Origin of the sequence: Saccharothrix longispora (genome assembly GCF_030852425.1) — a bacterium.
Lineage (GTDB): Bacteria > Actinomycetota > Actinomycetes > Mycobacteriales > Pseudonocardiaceae > Actinosynnema > Actinosynnema longispora.
The window spans coordinates 275,251-291,288 of record NZ_NSDM01000006.1; the positions used below are offsets into that span (position 1 = coordinate 275,251).

Annotated in this window: 14 protein-coding genes; 8 read left to right on the plus strand and 6 right to left on the minus strand. The window is 74.2% G+C overall.

The window, feature by feature from the left end:
• The first annotated feature begins 14 nt into the window (after nucleotides 1–14).
• On the plus strand, nucleotides 15–404 hold the full coding sequence (locus tag CKY47_RS16540) for an OsmC family protein (RefSeq protein ID WP_306746708.1): 390 nt from the start codon (nucleotides 15–17) through the stop codon (nucleotides 402–404).
• A gap of 15 nt (nucleotides 405–419) precedes the next feature.
• On the opposite strand, the gene CKY47_RS16545 is transcribed toward CKY47_RS16540, so the two are convergent.
• On the minus strand, nucleotides 420–2,429 hold the full coding sequence (locus CKY47_RS16545) for a UvrD-helicase domain-containing protein (protein WP_306746709.1): 2,010 nt from the start codon (nucleotides 2,427–2,429) through the stop codon (nucleotides 420–422).
• A gap of 104 nt (nucleotides 2,430–2,533) precedes the next feature.
• On the opposite strand from CKY47_RS16545, the gene CKY47_RS16550 reads away from it, so the two are divergent.
• The 3 genes from CKY47_RS16550 (at nucleotide 2,534) to CKY47_RS16560 (ending at nucleotide 4,912) form a co-directional block, all read left to right on the plus strand.
• Nucleotides 2,534–3,361: an SDR family NAD(P)-dependent oxidoreductase gene (locus CKY47_RS16550; protein WP_306746710.1), complete on the plus strand. Its 828-nt coding sequence runs from the start codon at nucleotides 2,534–2,536 to the stop codon at nucleotides 3,359–3,361.
• A gap of 106 nt (nucleotides 3,362–3,467) precedes the next feature.
• Nucleotides 3,468–4,010: a MarR family winged helix-turn-helix transcriptional regulator gene (locus CKY47_RS16555; RefSeq protein ID WP_306746711.1), complete on the plus strand. Its 543-nt coding sequence runs from the start codon at nucleotides 3,468–3,470 to the stop codon at nucleotides 4,008–4,010.
• The gene (locus CKY47_RS16560; RefSeq protein WP_306746712.1) at nucleotides 4,007–4,912 is read left to right on the plus strand and encodes an NADP-dependent oxidoreductase; all 906 of its coding nucleotides are present in this window, start codon (nucleotides 4,007–4,009) and stop codon (nucleotides 4,910–4,912) included. The genes CKY47_RS16555 and CKY47_RS16560 overlap by 4 nt, the downstream gene beginning before the upstream one ends.
• A 78-nt stretch (nucleotides 4,913–4,990) precedes the next feature.
• On the opposite strand, the gene CKY47_RS16565 is transcribed toward CKY47_RS16560, so the two are convergent.
• Nucleotides 4,991–5,368 (minus strand): DUF4267 domain-containing protein, encoded by a 378-nt coding sequence (locus CKY47_RS16565; protein ID WP_306746713.1) that lies wholly within the window; start codon nucleotides 5,366–5,368, stop codon nucleotides 4,991–4,993.
• Between the two features lie 101 nt (nucleotides 5,369–5,469).
• On the opposite strand from CKY47_RS16565, the gene CKY47_RS16570 reads away from it, so the two are divergent.
• Both CKY47_RS16570 and CKY47_RS16575 read left to right on the plus strand, forming a co-directional pair.
• On the plus strand, nucleotides 5,470–6,039 hold the full coding sequence (locus CKY47_RS16570; RefSeq protein WP_306746714.1) for a TetR/AcrR family transcriptional regulator: 570 nt from the start codon (nucleotides 5,470–5,472) through the stop codon (nucleotides 6,037–6,039).
• Between the two features lie 136 nt (nucleotides 6,040–6,175).
• On the plus strand, nucleotides 6,176–7,372 hold the full coding sequence (locus CKY47_RS16575; protein ID WP_306746715.1) for an amidohydrolase family protein: 1,197 nt from the start codon (nucleotides 6,176–6,178) through the stop codon (nucleotides 7,370–7,372).
• On the opposite strand, the gene CKY47_RS16580 is transcribed toward CKY47_RS16575, so the two are convergent.
• A complete protein-coding gene (locus CKY47_RS16580) occupies nucleotides 7,369–7,968 on the minus strand; it encodes a hypothetical protein (RefSeq protein ID WP_306746716.1) in 600 nt (199 codons plus the stop codon). The two genes, CKY47_RS16575 and CKY47_RS16580, sit on opposite strands and share 4 nt — an antisense overlap.
• Nucleotides 7,968–9,014 (minus strand): Gfo/Idh/MocA family protein, encoded by a 1,047-nt coding sequence (locus CKY47_RS16585; RefSeq protein ID WP_306746717.1) that lies wholly within the window; start codon nucleotides 9,012–9,014, stop codon nucleotides 7,968–7,970. Before CKY47_RS16585 ends, CKY47_RS16580 begins: the two co-directional genes overlap by 1 nt.
• 207 nt (nucleotides 9,015–9,221) lie before the next feature.
• On the opposite strand from CKY47_RS16585, the gene CKY47_RS16590 reads away from it, so the two are divergent.
• Nucleotides 9,222–10,094, plus strand: coding sequence for an oxygenase MpaB family protein (locus CKY47_RS16590; protein ID WP_306746718.1), 873 nt, complete (start codon nucleotides 9,222–9,224; stop codon nucleotides 10,092–10,094).
• A gap of 51 nt (nucleotides 10,095–10,145) precedes the next feature.
• Here the strand turns inward: CKY47_RS16590 and CKY47_RS16595 are convergent, their stop codons facing one another.
• Nucleotides 10,146–12,398, minus strand: coding sequence for an Orn/Lys/Arg family decarboxylase (locus tag CKY47_RS16595; protein WP_306746719.1), 2,253 nt, complete (start codon nucleotides 12,396–12,398; stop codon nucleotides 10,146–10,148).
• Between the two features lie 101 nt (nucleotides 12,399–12,499).
• Entirely contained in the window at nucleotides 12,500–13,705 is a 1,206-nt protein-coding gene (locus CKY47_RS16600; RefSeq protein ID WP_306746720.1) for an amidohydrolase, read from the minus strand.
• A gap of 246 nt (nucleotides 13,706–13,951) precedes the next feature.
• On the opposite strand from CKY47_RS16600, the gene CKY47_RS16605 reads away from it, so the two are divergent.
• On the plus strand, nucleotides 13,952–16,036 hold the full coding sequence (locus tag CKY47_RS16605; RefSeq protein WP_306746721.1) for a cellulase family glycosylhydrolase: 2,085 nt from the start codon (nucleotides 13,952–13,954) through the stop codon (nucleotides 16,034–16,036).
• The last annotated feature ends 2 nt before the right edge of the window (nucleotides 16,037–16,038 follow it).

Here is a 16,038-nt window from a genome sequence, read left to right on the forward strand (position 1 = left end):
GTACTCACCCGCCCGTGACGACTGCGACGAACCTGTACTCCACCACCGCCGTGTCCGGACCGGGCGCGGTGCGGGTCGACGACTCCGAACTGCCCGTGGCCGCCCCGCCGGAGCTGGGCGGCCCGGGCGGCGGCTGGAACTCCGAACAGCTCTACGCCGCCGCGCTGGCCACGTGCCTGCACCAGAGCATCGTGCTGATCGCGTCCTCCGGCGGCGACGACACCTCCGGCTGCACCGTGTCGGCCGGCGTGACCCTGCGCCACGAGGGCGCGGAGAAGTACGACGTGGAGGCGCGGCTGAAGGTGGAGCTGCCCAACGTGCCGGAGGCGAGGCGCCAGGACCTGGTGGACCTGGCCGTCTCGCACGCGCCCCTGATCGGCGGCTGGCCGGTGGGCGTGGCATGAGCGGCTCGGTGCGCATCACCGCCTGACGACGGGGTCGCGGACCACCACCAGGCGTCGGGTCGCCCTGGTCAGGGCGACGTAGCGCTCCGCCGGCGCCATGCGCTCCGGGTCGAGCACGACGACCACGTCGAACTCCAGGCCCTTGGCCGCGCGCGGGGTCAGGGGACCGTCCACGCCGATCACCGCGAACGTGCCCGTCGACGGCCGGAACGTCCCCGGGTCCGCGCCGGCGACCTCCAGCGGCGGTTCGCCGGAGCGGATGGAGGTCGGGGCGGTCGCCGCGGGGTCGGCCTCGGCCAGGGCCCGCGCGGCGAAGTCCATGATCTCCGCCGGGGTGCGGTAGTTGACCGTGAGGCGGCGGTAGCGCCAGCGGTTCGGCACGTAGCGGTCCAGGACCCGGCCCCACGCCCGGACGCCCGCCTCGGCCTGGCGCTGCGCCAGGTCGCCGACGATCGTCATGGAGCGGTTCGGGCTGCGGCGGGCCAGCACGCGCCAGTCCATCTCGGACAGCTCCTGCGCCTCGTCGACCACCACGTGGCCGTAGGTCCACTCCCGGTCGGCGGCGGCGCGGTCGGCGAGCACGCGGTGGTCCACCTCGGTGTGCCGGTCGGCCAGCCACTCGGCGTCGACCAGGTCCACGGCGCGCAGCTCGTCCTCGTGCATCGCCGCGTCGGTGTCCACGACCTCCAGCACGCCCCGCGCGTACTCCACCTCGGCGCGGCGGGCGCGTTCGGCGGCCCGCTCGGCGCGGCCGTCGTCGCCCAGCTGCTCGGCCGCCTCGTCCAGCAGCGGCACGTCCGACACCGTCCACGCCGCCGGGTCGGCGCGCAGCAGTCCCGGGTGGCCCAGCGCGGCGCACCGGCCCGCGTACAGGTCGGCCAGCAGCTCCTGCGGCGTGAGCACCGGCCACAGGGCCGAAGCCGCGCGGCGCAGGTCGGGATGCCGTGCCAGCTCGCGCCGCACGTCGTCCGCCAGTTCCGGCCAGTCCTCGCCGATCAGCGAGAGCGCGGGCGCGACCAGGCCGTCCACCAGGGCGCGGTGGAACACCGGCCCCGCCTCGTTGTGCTTGAGCCCGGACGCGCGGGCGACGTCGCGGGCTGCGGCGGCGATCGGCGCGGTCAGCTCCACCACCACGTCCTCGAGTTCCACCGGCACCGGTTCGGCGGGCAGCTCCTCGCGGTCGGCGATGGCCTCCCGCACCAGGTCGACGGCCCCGAGACCGCCCTTGAGCGCCTGGAGGGCCGGGGTGTCCTCGCGGTCGGTCCGCACGCCGGGGAACAGCTCGCCGGGCGTCGCGAACACCACGTCCGTCTCGCCCAGCGACGGCAGCACCCGCGAGATGTGGCGCAGGAAGCCCGCGTTCGGGCCGACCACCAGCACGCCCTGCCGGGACAGCCGCTCGCGCCGGGTGTAGAGCAGGTAGGCGACGCGGTGCAGGGCCACGGCCGTCTTGCCGGTGCCCGGCCCGCCCTCGATGACCAGCACGCCCTCGTGCGGCAGGCGGATCACCTCGTCCTGCTCGGCCTGGATGGTGGCCGCGATGTCGCGCATCACCTCCGCGCGGGGTGCGTTCACGGCGGCCAGCAGCGCCGCCGACGTCATGTCCAGCTCGTCGTCGTGGAAACTCTCCAGGAATCGCCCCTTCGTGTGGAAGTGGCGGCGCAGGACCACGCCTTCGGGGCGGGCGGCGGTCGCCGTGTAGAACGGCCGGGCGGCGGGTGCGCGCCAATCCGTGAGCAGCGGCGCCCAGTCCTCCTCCTCGTCGAACAAACCGACCCGGCCGACGTAGGTGCGCTCGCCGTCCGCGGTGTCGATGCGGCCGAAGCACAGCCCCTCGTCCGCCACCTTCAACCGGCTGACCTGCTCGGACAGCGTCCGCACGGTCACCTCGCGGTGCCAGCGCTGCTCGTGCGGGTCGCGCAGCGCCGCGTCCAGCCCGGCCTGTGCGGCGGCGCGCTCCCGGTCGAGCCGGTCGTGCAGGAAAGCGATGCGGCGTCGTTCCGCGGACAATTCCCCTGTTGTCACGCTTGCTCCCCGTGTTATACTGAGGTGTCTGCATTCCGCTCTTTCGAGCGAATACAACCTTTATTCCTACCACGCCTCACCCCTGTGCGCGCGAGAATCACCTCATGGGGATTCTCGACGGCAAGGCCGTGGTGGTGACCGGCGCGGGCCGGGGTCTGGGCGAGGCGTACGCGCGGCACGCGGCGGCCGAGGGCGCGCGGGTCGTGGTCAACGACGTTGCGGGCGCCGAGGAGGTCGCGGGGGCGATCCGGGCGGCGGGCGGCGAGGCCGTCGCCCACGAGGGGTCGGTGGCCGACCCGGAGCGGGCCGCCTCGCTCGTGCGGCTCTGCGCGGACACCTACGGCGGGCTCGACGGCCTGGTGAACAACGCGGGCGTCACGCACTTCGCGCACCCCTGGGACGACGACCCCGCGGTGCTGCGGCGGGTCGTCGAGGTCAACGTGCTGGGCACGCTGTACTGCGGCACCGAGGCCGCGCGGGTCATGCGCGGCGGGTCGATCGTGAACGTGGTGTCCGGCGCGATGCTGGGCCGGGCGGACGCGGCGGCCTACTCGGCGTCCAAGGGCGCGGTGGCGTCGCTGACGCTGTCCTGGGCGGGCGCGCTCGCCGAGCGGGAGGTCCGGGTGAACGGCGTCGCGCCGCTGGCGTGGACGCCGATGATGGAGCTCGACCCGCGCCGCGACGGCATCAGCTCGCCCGGGCAGACGCCGGACCTGATGGCACCGCTCGTCACCTACCTGCTCAGCGACCTCTCCCGGGCCGTCACCGGCCACCTCGTGCGGTTCCTGCCGGACAAGCTGCACCTCATCGCCCAGTACGCGGTCAAGCAGCCCGTGCTGGAGCGGGGGGTGTGGGACGTGCCGGCGATCGCGGAGGCGTTCGCGGGCGCGCTGGAGGCCGAGCCGCCCGGCGCGACCAGGTGGCGGGTGTGATCACGCGTCGGCATCCTGTTCCGCGGGTCCGAGCGGGTGACGCCGCCACCATGTGGCCGGCCACATTTCGGCGTACGGTGGGTTCCGGGACCACCGAGGGGGCCGGATGACCGAGCAACCGGGCGACGCGCGGCCAAGCGGCGCACAGCCAGGCGACCCGCAGTCGGGCGATGCGCAGCCGGGCGACGCGTGCCCTGGTGCCGCCGCGAACGGCAGGTTGAGCTACGCGATCGTCACCCTCGCCAGGGCGCACCGCGGCTTCGCCGCCGCGCTGCTGCGCGACCTGGGCCTGCACCCCGGTCAGGAACTGCTGCTCATGCGGCTGTTCGACCGGGACGGCCAGACCCAGTCGGAACTGCTGGACGCCGTCGGCCTGGACCACTCGACGGTGTCGAAGTCGTTGCGGCGCATGCAGGACGCCGGGTTGCTGACCCGGACGCCCGACGAGCGCGACCGGCGCGTGCAGCACGTGCACCTGACCGACGCGGGGCAGGCGCTGCGCACCCCCCTGGCGGCCCTGTGGTCCGAACTCGACCGCGTCACCGCCCACACCCTGGGCGCGGACCAGGTCGAGTCGTTCATCACCACCGCGTCGGCCATCGAACGGGCCGTCGCGCACCACCGCACCACGCAGGAGGAACCACGATGAAAGCCGTTGTGCTGGAGGAGTTCGGCGGGCCCGAGGTGCTGCGGGTGGCCGAGGTCGACGCCCCCGAGCCCGGTCCCGGTCAGGTCCGGGTGCGGGCGCGCGCGATCGGCGTGAACCCGCTCGACGGCAAGATCCGGTCCGGTGCGATGCGGGACGTGTTCCCGGTGTCGCTGCCCGCCGTGCTGGGCGCGGAGGTGGCGGGCGAGGTCGACGCGGTCGGCCCGGACGTGACCGGGGTGTCGGTGGGCGACGCCGTGTTCGGGTTCAGCGACGGCGGCGCGTACGCCGAGCAGGCGCTCACCTCGTCGTTCGCGCACAAGCCCGCGGAGCTGTCGTGGGAGCGGGCGGTGGCGCTGCCGGTGGCCGTGGAGACCAGCGACCGGGTGCTGCGGCTGCTCGGCGTGAAGTCGGGCGAGACGTTGCTGGTGCACGGCGCGGCGGGTGCGGTCGGCGCCCTGGCCGTGCAGATCGCGCTGGCGTCGGGCATCCGCGTGATCGGCACGGCGGGTGCCGGCAACCAGGAGCGCCTGGCCGCGTTGGGCGCGGTGCCGACGACCTACGGCGACGGGCTCGTGGACCGGGTGCGGGCGCTGGCGCCGGACGGCGTGGACGCGGTGTTCGACGTGGCGGGCCGGGGCGCGCTGGCCGATTCGGTCGAGCTGCGGGGTGGCGCCACCGACCGGATCGTGACGATCGCCGACCCCGGTGCGGCCGAGCACGGCGTGGTGTTCAGCGGCGCGTCCGAACGCGACCCGGCCCGACTGGCCGAGGTGGCCGAACTGGTGGCGCGCGACTCGTTCACCGTGGACATCGGCGCGACCTTCCCCCTGGCCGACGCCCCCGAGGCGCATCGCACGACCGAGTCCGGCCACAGCCAGGGCAAGATCGTCCTCCTCCCCTGACCCCACCCGGGAGTCCAACCCCCAAGCGCGGTGAGTTCTACGTCCAGGTCGCGCGACCTGGGGGTTGGACTCCCGGGGTCAGGAGAGCAGGAGGAGTGCGCCGACGGCCAGCATCACGGCGGCGGTGGCGCCGTGGATGCCGTAGGCGGCCGCCTTGGGACCGTTGCCGCGCAGCACGATCAGCGCGTCGCCGACGGGGATGCCGGCGGCGGCCAGCATGAACCAGCCCAGCACCCGGGGCGTCGCCGCGACCACCAGGACGAAGACGAAAACCCCGGACGCGATGTCCCGCACGCCCTTGACGGACAGCCAGGCCTGGAAGACGCGGTCCTCGGTCGGCGTGTCGGGGATGCCGAAACCGACCGCGGCGCGCGGTGCCCAGAAGACGCGCGCGCCGATGACGATGATGCCCGCGCCGATCAGCCCGGCGAGCACGGTGGCGATGGTGGTGAGCACGGATTCCCCCTTGGCGGAGCGCTGACGAGCTAGCGCCGCTAGCAGTTATAGTGACGCTAGCTTGTCGACGACAGGATGTCTAGCGTTGCTAACATGACGCCATGTCCGCCACCAGCGAGCGCCGCGAGCGCGAACGCGCCCACCGCCACCAGCTGATCGTCGCGGCCGCGCGCGAACTCGCGGAGACCGAGGGCTGGGAGGCGGTGACGACCCGGCGGCTGGCCGAACGCGTCGAGTACAGCCAGCCGGTGCTCTACAGCCACTTCGAGGGCAAGGACGCCATCGTGACCGCCGTCGCCCTGGACGGGTTCGGCGAGCTCGCCGCCCACCTGCGCCGCGCGCGCCCGGCCGCGCCCGGACCCGACCGGGCCCTGCACGCCGTCGGCCGCGCCTACCTGGGGTTCGCGGCCGAACGCCCCGCCCTGTACCAGGCGATGTTCACCCTGCCCACCGGCCTGAGGTTCGCGAGCGCCGGGACACCACCGCCGCTGCGGGCCTGCTTCGACGAGTTCGTCGGCTGCTTCCCCCCGTCCGACGAGCGGCGCGAGCTGTTCGCCGAGGTCACCTGGAGCGCGTTGCACGGCATGGCCGTCCTGTCCGACAGCGGCCGCATCCCCCCGGAGGGCCAGGAGGAACGGCTCGACTTCCTCGTCACCCGGATGACCCGGTGACGGGACGGGACCACGCCACACCGAGCGGGCGACGGGGCTCCGACGTGCGGCCGACCACCGGCGCCAGGACGATGACCGCAGGCGCCGGCACGGACGGGTGGGCTCGCGGGGCCGGCGGACGACGTGGAGGCGGAACGTGACCCGGATCGACGGCGACGTGGTGCTGCTGGAGGGCGCGGCGCTGGCCGACGGACGCTCGGACTCGCTGCGGCGCGGGGTGTCGCTGCTGGTGGAGCACGGCGTGGTCACCGGACTGTGGGAGGGCGACCGGCCGGCGGCACCGGCGGGCGCGCGGGTGGTCGACGCGTCCGGGGCGACGCTCGTGCCCGGCATGGTCGACTCCCACGCCCACCTCAGCATGCCCGGCGGCGCGCAGTGGGTGCAGCGCGGTTTCGACCCGAGCGAGGAGCTGCTCGCCGTCGCCGAGGAGAACGGCGAGCTGATGGTGCGCGCGGGCATCCGGTGGGCGCGCGACGTCGGCGCGCCCCGCAGGCCGGACCCCGCCACGGGCGGTGAGCGGGCGCTGAGCCTGCGGCTGCGCGACGCGTGGGCGGGCCGCGCGGACCGGCCGTACCTGCGGGCCGCCGGCACGTGGATCGCGCGCACCGGGGCGCTGCCGCACGGCCTGGCGGTCGAGGTGGCGCACGGCGCGGACCTGCTCGACGCGGCGCGGGTGCAGCTCGACGACGGCGCGGACCTGGTCAAGCTCTACCTCGACGGCCCGGACCGCGACACGCCGCCGTTCAGCGCGGACGAGGTGTCGGCGCTGGTGCGCGAGGCGCACGCGCGCGGTGCGAAGGTGGCGGCGCACGCGGGCGCGCTGCACGGTGCGCGGGTGGGGGCGGCGGCGGGGGTGGACAGCATCGAGCACGGGTTCGAGCTGGACCGCGACGCGGCCGGGGCGATGGCCGCCGCCGGCACGACCCTGGTGTCCACGCTGGGGGTGCTGCACTCGTGGTTGACGTTCACCTCGACGTCCGCGGTGGACCGGTTCACCGCACCGGACTCGCGGGCAGGCATCGGCGCGCGGCTGGAGGCCGCCGAAGAGGGCGTGCGGCTGGCGCACGCCGCCGGGGTCGCCGTCGCGGGCGGCTCGGACTTCGGCGGCGGGTCGCTGCGCGCGAACCAGCTGGCGTGGGAGGCGGAGTCGCTCGTCCGGGCCGGCCTGCCGCCGCACGAGGCGCTGGCGGCGCTCACCTGGCGCGGCGGCGACCTGCTCGGCGACCCGGCGGCGGGCCGGCTGGTCGTCGGCGGACCCGCGCACTTCAGCCTGGTGCACGGCGACCCGCTGTCCGACCCGGCGTGCCTGTGGCGGGTCTGGTTGACGCGCTAGGCCGGCGTGGGGTCGCCGCACAGGAACGCGTAGAGGGCGTCCCCGGCGGGCACGGGCGCGTCCTGCGGGTGCCGGACCAGCCACAGCTTCAGGTCGTCGGCCACGCCGTAGGAGTCGAAGTCCTCGCCCTGCGCGACGACCAGCAGGCAGTCCCCCGCGCGCCACACCGCGTGGTGCCACGCCTCGTCGTGCGTGCCGGTGGCGACCGGTTCGCCCAGCCGCGCGGCCACCCGCTCGACCCCGGCGCGGAACAGCGCGTCGAACGCGTCGCGCCCGGCGTCCGCGTCGATGGCCCACTGCGGGCCGAAGTGGTCGAAGAAGTCCTCCTCGCCCACGACGTCCTCCAGGAACACCGCGAACGCGACGGCGAAGGCGGTCACCCGGTCGGGGTCGAACCCCATGCCGACGACGAACGCCCGGTCGCCCGCGTCGAGCCGGTAGTCCATCTCCTCGTGGACCTGCCACGCCACGGGCGTCGCCGGCAGTCCGGCCGCCACCCAGGAGGCGTCCAGGTCGTCGCGCTCCCACGACGCGCCGGCCAGGGAGAGCAGCGCGTCCGCGGTGGCGTCGTCGAGCGGGTGCGAGGCAAGGGGCATCAGGACCAGGGCTCCTCGGTGACGGTGGTGGTGCGGTCGTGGTCGGCGGCTTCCTCGACGGCCAGCGCGACGCGGTGGTCGTGGACGCCGTCGGCCAGCGGGTACGGGGGCTCGCCGGCGTCCTCGACCCAGCGCGCGGTGTCCCGCAGCAGGGTGGCGATGGCGATCTCCTCGTCGTTCCACCGCTGTCCCTGGAAGGGGTTGCGGTACAGGACGGTCGGGCCGTGGCTGATGTGGTCGGTGTCGTAGCCGTCCAGGTCGAGGTCGTAGCCGGTCTGGCGGCGCACGAGCGGGGTGCGCGTGATGGTGCGGTCGCCGGCGAGGTGCACGACCTCCTGGTCGCGGACCTCGCCGAGCGTGCCCCGCACCAGCAGGCGGCGCGTCAGCAGCTGGTTGTGCCACTGGTTGTCGGTGAAGTCGTAGACGCCGAGGCCACCGCCCTCGAAGGAGAGCGTCGCGATGGTCGTGGTGGCGGGTGCGACGCGTGGCTCGGCGATCCAGCCGGACCGGTCGATCGGGTCGAGCAGGGGCGCGGTGGACCGGGTGGCGCGCACGGTGACGGGTCCGCGCCCGACGCCGAGGTAGGCCCGGATCAGCGACACGGCGTGGTACTGGTGCGTGGAGGACACGTCCGCCCGCGTGGGGTCGCCGATCGTGCCGGACCGCACCAGGGCGAGCCGGGCGGCGTGCGCGGGCATGCGGGTGTACTGCTCGGCGACCTGCACCAGCCCGCTCGCCCCGACCGCCGCCCACAGCCGCCGCAGCCCGTCGAGGTCGGGCGCGGGCGGCGTCTCGGCCAGCACCGGCACGCCGCGCTCCGCGAGTTCGACGACGAGGCCCGGTGTGACCCGCCACGGCGTGGCGGTGACGACGAAGTCGGGCTTCGCGCGGGCCAGGCACTCGTCCAGCGAGGTGAACACGGGCACCGGCAGGTCCTTGGGGCCGCGGGACACGACCCCGGCGCAGACCGGGTCCCCGAGGGCGGTGGCGAGGCGCCAGAAGTACTCGGCCCGCCAGCCGGAGCCGACGATCGCGAAGCTCGTCACCTCCCCATCCAACAACAGCGCGCCCGGGGGACTCCCACAACCCCGGCAGCGCGACCCCGGCAGCGCGACCCCGGCGGCGCGAGCACCGCGCCGGGCACGGCGCCGGCCGGTCCGCGGACCCGTTCCCGCCCGGACCGGGCAGCCACCGCCGCCGAACTGACCCATACTCGGTGGTAGTCACTCGTTCGTGAACTACCGGAGGTCGCCGTGGACACCACCGTGGACACCGCCGTCGACGCCTTGCGCGCACGCCTGGGCGCCGCCGTGTTCAGCCGCGTGGCGGGCCCGGACGGCCCGGCGACGCGCGACCGCATCCACCTCGGCCCGGGACCGCGCTGGTTCGCCCCCGACCGCCCGATCCGGCGGGTGCACGGTGACGCGGCCATGTTCATCGGCGGCCTGCGCGCCCTGCTGCTCCAGTCGCTGCACCCGGTCGCGATGGCGGCGGTGGCGGGCCACTCCGACTACCGCGAGGACCCGTGGGGCCGCCTCCAGCGCACCAGCCGGTTCCTCGCGGTGACCACGTTCGGCACCGAGGCGGACGCCGAGGCGGCCGTGGCCAGGGTGCGCGGCATCCACCGCCGCGTGCGCGGCACCGCGCCCGACGGCACGCCGTACCGGGCGGACGACCCGCACCTGCTCGACTGGGTGCACGTCGCCGAGGTCGACAGCTTCCTGCGCTGCCACCAGCGCTACGGCTCGGACCGCCTGACGCCCGCCGAGCAGGACGGCTACGTGGCCGACACGGCGCGCGTGGCCCGTGCGCTGGGCGTCCTCGACCCGCCGACCACGGTGGCCGCGCTGGACGCCCGCCTGGCCTCGTTCCGGCCGGAGCTGCGCGGCACGCCGCAGGCCCGCGAGGCAGCCCGATTCCTGCTGCTCACGCCGCCGCTGCCGGTCCCGGCGCGGGTCCCGTACGCGGCCATCGCCGCCGCCGCGGCGGCCTCCCTGCCGCTGTGGACGCGCCTGCCCCTGCGCCTGCCGTTCCTGCCGCTGACCGAGGCCACCGCGGTCCGCCTGGCGGGCCACGGCATCACCGGGGCGATCCGCTGGCTCCTCCCCCCGCCGGCCTCTGCCTGATCCGGCGGGTCACCCCCGCGGACTGACCTCCGGCGCGGCGGCGACCGCGCCTCACCGCTCGACGACGCAGCAGATCCAGTACCGACCGCCCTCGTGGCGCACCCCGTGCGTCTCGCTCGCGAAACCCGGGAACCGGCGGTCGAAGTCCTCCAGCACGCGCAGGTAGCGGACCAGCGCGCTGTCCGACGCCCCGACCCGCTCCCCCGGCACCAGCACCGGGATGCCCGGCGGTGTGGTGGTGACCTGCGTGGCCACCACCCGACCGGCGAGGGCGTCCAGCGGCACCAGTTCGGTCTCGCCGCGCACGAACCGCTGGTACGCCTCCGCCGGCGTCATCGCGGCGGTCGGCGGCTCGGCGCCGGTGAACGCCTCGTTGAGCAGCGCGACGACCTCGCCGTCCACGAGCCGCTCGTGCACCTCGCGGCACAGCTGCGGCAGCGTCGTGCCCGCGTACCGGGCGGGGTGGGCGCGCACCAGGTCCGGCAGCACCTCGGTGAGCGGCGCGTCGTGGTCGTGCAGGTGCTTGAAGTCGGTGAGGGCGTCGAGCAGCGTGCCCCACTTGCCCTTGGTGATGCCCATGGAGAACAGCACGAGGAACGTGTAGACGTCGGTCTTCTCCACGACGATGCGCCGCGTCTCCAGGTAGGCGGTGACCACGCGGGCGGGCACGCCGGACGCGGCCACGTTCCCGCGCGCGTCCACACCGGGGCAGGTGACGGTGACCTTCACCGGGTCCAGCAGGCAGAACCCCCCGTCGAGGTCGGGGAAGCCGTGCCAGTCGGCGCCGGGGTCGAGGGTCCAGCACGCGGGGTCGGACAGCAGCAGGTCGAGCGGCGCGTCGGCGACCTCCGGCGGCTGCCAGACGCCGAAGAACCACGGCGGCCGGTCGCCCGCGTCGGCCAGCCGCCGCCCCAGCCGGACGACCGCCTGCCGGAACCGCACCGCCTCGGTGATCGCCTCGGTGTTGAGCCACCGCCCGGCGGGGCCGTCCATCATGCCCGCCGCCACGTCGCAGCTCGCGATCATCGGGTACAGCGGCGAGGTGGTGCCGTGCATCATGTACGTCTCGTCGAACCGGGACCGGTCGAACGGCGCCCTGCCGCCGGACTTCACGTGGATCATCGCCGCCTGGGACAGCGCCGCCAGCAGCTTGTGCGAGGAGTGGGTGGCGAACACGGTCGGCAGCCGGGACTCCGGGTCCTCCACCGCCATGCCGTAGCGCCGGGCGTAGAGCGGGTGGAACCGGGCGTGGGCGAACCACGCCTCGTCGAAGTGCAGCACGCGGGTGGACTCGCCGAGCAGGTCCGCGACGCGGACCGCGTCGTAGCACAGGCCGTCGTAGGTGGAGTTCGTGATCACCGCGTACACCGGTTCCCCGCCGGCCGCGATCGGGGTCCGGTCGACCCGGGCGCGCACCGCGTCGGCGGTGAGCCTGCCCGGCGGGACCGGCCCGGTGATGCCGTAGCCGTTGCGGGTGGGCACGAGGTAGACCGGTCGCGCGCCGGCCAGCACCACGCCGTGGTTGATCGCCTTGTGGCAGTTGCGGTCCAGCAGCACGACCTCGTCGCGGGCGACGGTGCCGTGGACGATCATGCGGTTGGACGTCGACGTGCCGTGCAGCACGAAGTACGTCACGTCGGCGCCGAACACGCGGGCGGCGTTGCGCTCCGCGTCGCCGACCGGCCCGGTGTGCTCGAACAGCGAGCCCAGCTCGCCGACGGACACCGACACGTCCGTGCGGAACAGGCGCTCGCCGTAGTACTCGTAGAACGCCCGCCCCACCGGCGACTTGAGGAACGCGATGCCGCCCGCGTGCGCGGGGGTGTGCCACGAGTAAGGGTGGGTGTCGTCGAACCGGCGCAGTTCCCGGAAGAACGGCGGCAGCACGTGGTCGAGGTACTGGCGGGCGGCGAAGTCGATGCGGCCCGCGATGAAGTCGGGGGTGTCCTCCAGCAGCCAGATCCACCCGTTGACGACCTCGGAGATCCACAGCGGCGCGTCGGCGTCGTAGTCGCCGGAGGTCAGCAGGAACACCGGCAGGCGCGTGGAGAACCGGTCGAGCAGCACCCGCAGCACGCCGCCGGTGGACCGGCACTCGTCGCCGACCAGTTCCCAGCTGATGACGGCGGCGGCGATGTCGGCCTCGGCGGTGACCACCGACACCGCGTCGGACGCCGAGTGGACGAGCACCACCTCGTGCCCGGCCTCGTGCAGCCAGGCGCGGACCTGCTCGACCTTCGCCGCCGGGACGGCGCTGTCGCCACCCGGCCGCTCGGTGGCGATGAGGACCGTGGACCTTGCCATGGGGGCTCCTTCCCGCGGCGGCGAGCGTGGCACGCCGGCACGGGAACGACCGCGAGAAACGCCTGACCGAGGACCGTCTTCACCCGGTCGTGGCGGGTCGGTCAGCCGCGCGGGGGCAGCCAGGCGCGGGTGGCGGCGGTGAGGGCGGCGACGCCCAGGTCGAGGGTGGGATCGACCACGGGCGCGAACAGGGGCGAGTGGTTGGCGGGCTGGGCGGCCACCCTGGCGCGGATGTCGTCGAGCGACGTGGCGCCCTCGAACGCCGCCGGGTCGGCGCCGCCGAGCAGCCAGTAGACCAGGGGCGCGCCGGCGGCGGTGGCGAGGACGCCGACGTCCTCGCTGCCGGTGACCGGTCCCGGGTCCACCACGACCGGCACGGCCGAGGCGAGGGCGGCGCGGGTCCGCTCGACCGCGTCCGGGTCGTTGACCACGGCCGGGAAGCCCGTCTCGACCACCACCCCGGGCGGTGTCGGGGCGCCCGAGGCGGCGGCCTCCGCCCGCACGATGCGCTCCACGGCGGCGAGCGCGCGGGCCCGGACGTCCGGGTCGTAGGTGCGGATGCTCAGCAGCAGCTCGGCGTCGTCGGGGATGATGTTGGCGACCGTGCCCGCGTGGATCGCGCCGACGGTGACCACGACCGTGTCGGTGGCGGCGGTCTCGCGGGACGCGATGGTCTGCAACCGCAGGACGACCGAGGCGGCCATCACGACCGGGTCCACGGCGGCCTCCGGGCGCGAGCCGTGCCCGCCCCGGCCGTGCAGGGTCACCCGGACGCTGTCGGCGGCGGCGAACGCCGGGCCCGGCCGCACGCCCAGCACGCCCGCCGGGATGGGCGCCACGTGCTGCCCCAGCACCACGTCCGGCGTGCCGAAGCGCTCGAACAGGCCGTCGGCGACCATCGCCTCGGCCCCGCCGCCGACCTCCTCGGCGGGCTGGAACACCGCCAGCACCGTGCCCGACCAGGAGGCGCGGTCGGCCGACAGCTCCCGCGCCGCCCCGACCAGGCACGTCACGTGCACGTCGTGCCCGCACGCGTGGGCCACCGGCGTCCCGTCGACCACGACCCCGCTGGCGTAGGGCAGGCCGGTCTTCTCCTCGACCGGCAGCGCGTCCATGTCGGCCCGCAGCAGCGCGGTGGGCCCGTCGCCGTTGCGCAGCACGCCGACCACGCCGGTGCCGCCGACGCCCTCGGTCACCTCGAACCCGGCGGCCCGCAGCTCCCGGGCCGCGACGCCGGCGGTGCGCGTCTCGGCGAACCCCAGCTCGGGGTTCCGGTGCAGGTCGCGGTACAGGTCGGCGAGGTCCATGGTGATCACTATCGCACCGGCGCGGCCCGGAGCAACCCGACCTCGGCGCGGCGGCCGGACCCGCCCTCGCGGCGGACCGCGCGTCGAATGGTGTCGAACAATTGTCGAACGGGCCGTTCATATCTTCGAACGACACTTTCACCCAAGGCCGTGAGCTGCTGTTTTCATTTCCCGCTGTCGAAACTGTTGCGCCGCCGACGGGTCACCGGGAAGCATCGTGCCGGGCGATTTGTGCAAAGGAGCGAAATGGCCGGTCCGCGAGGCAACTCAAGAATGGCTCGGTGGTGGGTCGGACTGCTGGCGAGCGCCGTCGCCACCGTCCTGGCCGGTTTCGGCGTCGTCGCCGCGACCAACGCCCAGGCGGCGTCCGGCTGCCGCGTGGCGTACGCGGTGCCGAGCCAGTGGCAGGGCGGTTTCTCCGCCAACGTCGAGATCACCAACCTCGGCGACCCGATCTCCGGGTGGCGGCTGACGTGGGCGTTCCCGTCGGGGCAGGCGGTCACGCAGGCGTGGGGCGCCTCGGTCACCGCGTCGGGCGGGCAGGTCACGGCGGCGAACGCGGGCTGGAACGGCTCGATCCCCACCAACGGCAAGGTGTCGTTCGGCTTCAACGGCACGTGGACGGGCAGCAACACCGCGCCGACGTCGTTCGCGCTCAACGGCGTCGCGTGCACCGGGAGCACCGACCCGACGACCACGACCACCACCACGACGACGACCACGACGAACCCGCCCGCGGGTGACGCGATGGCGGCCGTCGCGGCGATGCAGCCCGGCTGGAACCTCGGCAACTCGCTCGACGCCACCGGCGCGGACGAGACCTCGTGGGGCAACCCGCGGATCACCGAGGCGCTGCTGGACAACGTGCGCGCGCAGGGCTTCAAGAGCATCCGCATCCCGGTCACGTGGGGTCAGCACCAGGGCGCCGCGCCGTCCTACACGATCGAGCCGGCCTACCTGGCGCGGGTGAAGGAGGTCGTCGGCTGGGCGCTGGCGGACGGCTTCTACGTGATGGTGAACATCCACCACGACTCGTGGCAGTGGATCTCGAACATGCCCGGCGACCGCGCGAACGTGCTGGCCCGCTACAACGCGACGTGGACGCAGCTGGCGAGCGCGTTCCGCGACTCGTCGAACAAGCTCGTCCTGGAGAGCGTGAACGAGCCGCAGTTCACCGGCAGCTCCGGTGACGCGCAGAACGCGCAGCTGCTCAACGAGCTGAACACCTCGTTCCACCGGATCGTGCGCGCCTCGGGCGGCGGCAACGCCACCCGCCTGCTGGTCCTGCCGTCCCTGCACACCTCGGCCGACCAGGCGCACCTGGACAACCTGAACGCCACGTTCACCGCGTTGGACGACCGCAACCTGATCGCGACGATCCACTACTACGGCTACTGGCCGTTCAGCGTGAACATCGCGGGCGGGTACCGGTTCGACGCGACCGCGCAGAAGGACCTGACGGACGCGTTCGACCGCGTCCACAACACGTTCATCGCGCGCGGCATCCCGGTGATCCTCGGCGAGTACGGCCTGCTGGGCTTCGACCGCCACACCGGCACCATCCAGCAGGGCGAGAAGCTGAAGTTCTTCGAGTTCTTCGGCCACCACGCGAAGACCCGCAAGATCACCACGATGCTGTGGGACAACGGCCAGCACTTCGGCCGCACCTCGTTCCAGTGGAGCGACCCTGAGCTGATCGCGCAGATCAAGTCGAGCTGGACGACCCGGTCCGGCACGGCGTCCACCGACCAGGTGTTCAACCCGAAGTCGACGGCGGTGAGCGCGAAGACGATCACGCTGAACCTCAACGGGACGACGTTCTCGGGCCTGCGGCACGGCGGCACCGACCTGGTGCGCGGCACGGACTACACCGTGTCGGGCGACCAGCTCACGCTGTCCGCGCCGCTGCTGACCCGGTTGCTCGGGTCGCGGGCGTACGGCGTGAACGCGACGCTGTCGGCGCGCTTCTCGGCCGGCGTGCCGTGGCGGATCGACCTGGTCACCTACGACCCGCCGGTGCTCCAGGCGGCGGCCGGCACGACCGCGTCGTTCGCGATCCCGACCGCGTTCCGCGGCGACAAGCTGGCCACCATGGAGGCGAAGTACGCCGACGGCTCCAACGCCGGGCCGCAGAACTGGACGTCGTTCAAGGAGTACGACTACACCTTCGCGCCGGACTACGCGGCGGGCACGACGCTGCTCAAGCCGGAGTTCTTCGCGGAGGTGAACGACGGGGCCAGGGTCACGCTGACGTTCCACTACTGGAGCGGCACGACGGTCACCTACCACGTCACGAGGTCCGGCTCGTCCGTGACGGGCGCGGTGGCGTGATA

Excerpts from the sequence above, each read along its gene's own strand:
- CKY47_RS16550 (WP_306746710.1), top strand. The coding sequence starts at position 2,534 with ATGGGGATTCTCGACGGCAAGGCCGTGGTGGTGACCGGCGCGGGCCGG.
- CKY47_RS16555 (WP_306746711.1), top strand. The coding sequence starts at position 3,468 with ATGACCGAGCAACCGGGCGACGCGCGGCCAAGCGGCGCACAGCCAGGC.
- CKY47_RS16560 (WP_306746712.1), top strand. The coding sequence starts at position 4,007 with ATGAAAGCCGTTGTGCTGGAGGAGTTCGGCGGGCCCGAGGTGCTGCGG.
- CKY47_RS16570 (WP_306746714.1), top strand. The coding sequence starts at position 5,470 with ATGTCCGCCACCAGCGAGCGCCGCGAGCGCGAACGCGCCCACCGCCAC.
- CKY47_RS16580 (WP_306746716.1), bottom strand. The coding sequence starts at position 7,968 with ATGCCCCTTGCCTCGCACCCGCTCGACGACGCCACCGCGGACGCGCTG.
- CKY47_RS16595 (WP_306746719.1), bottom strand. The coding sequence starts at position 12,398 with ATGGCAAGGTCCACGGTCCTCATCGCCACCGAGCGGCCGGGTGGCGAC.
- CKY47_RS16600 (WP_306746720.1), bottom strand. The coding sequence starts at position 13,705 with ATGGACCTCGCCGACCTGTACCGCGACCTGCACCGGAACCCCGAGCTG.
- CKY47_RS16605 (WP_306746721.1), top strand. The coding sequence starts at position 13,952 with ATGGCCGGTCCGCGAGGCAACTCAAGAATGGCTCGGTGGTGGGTCGGA.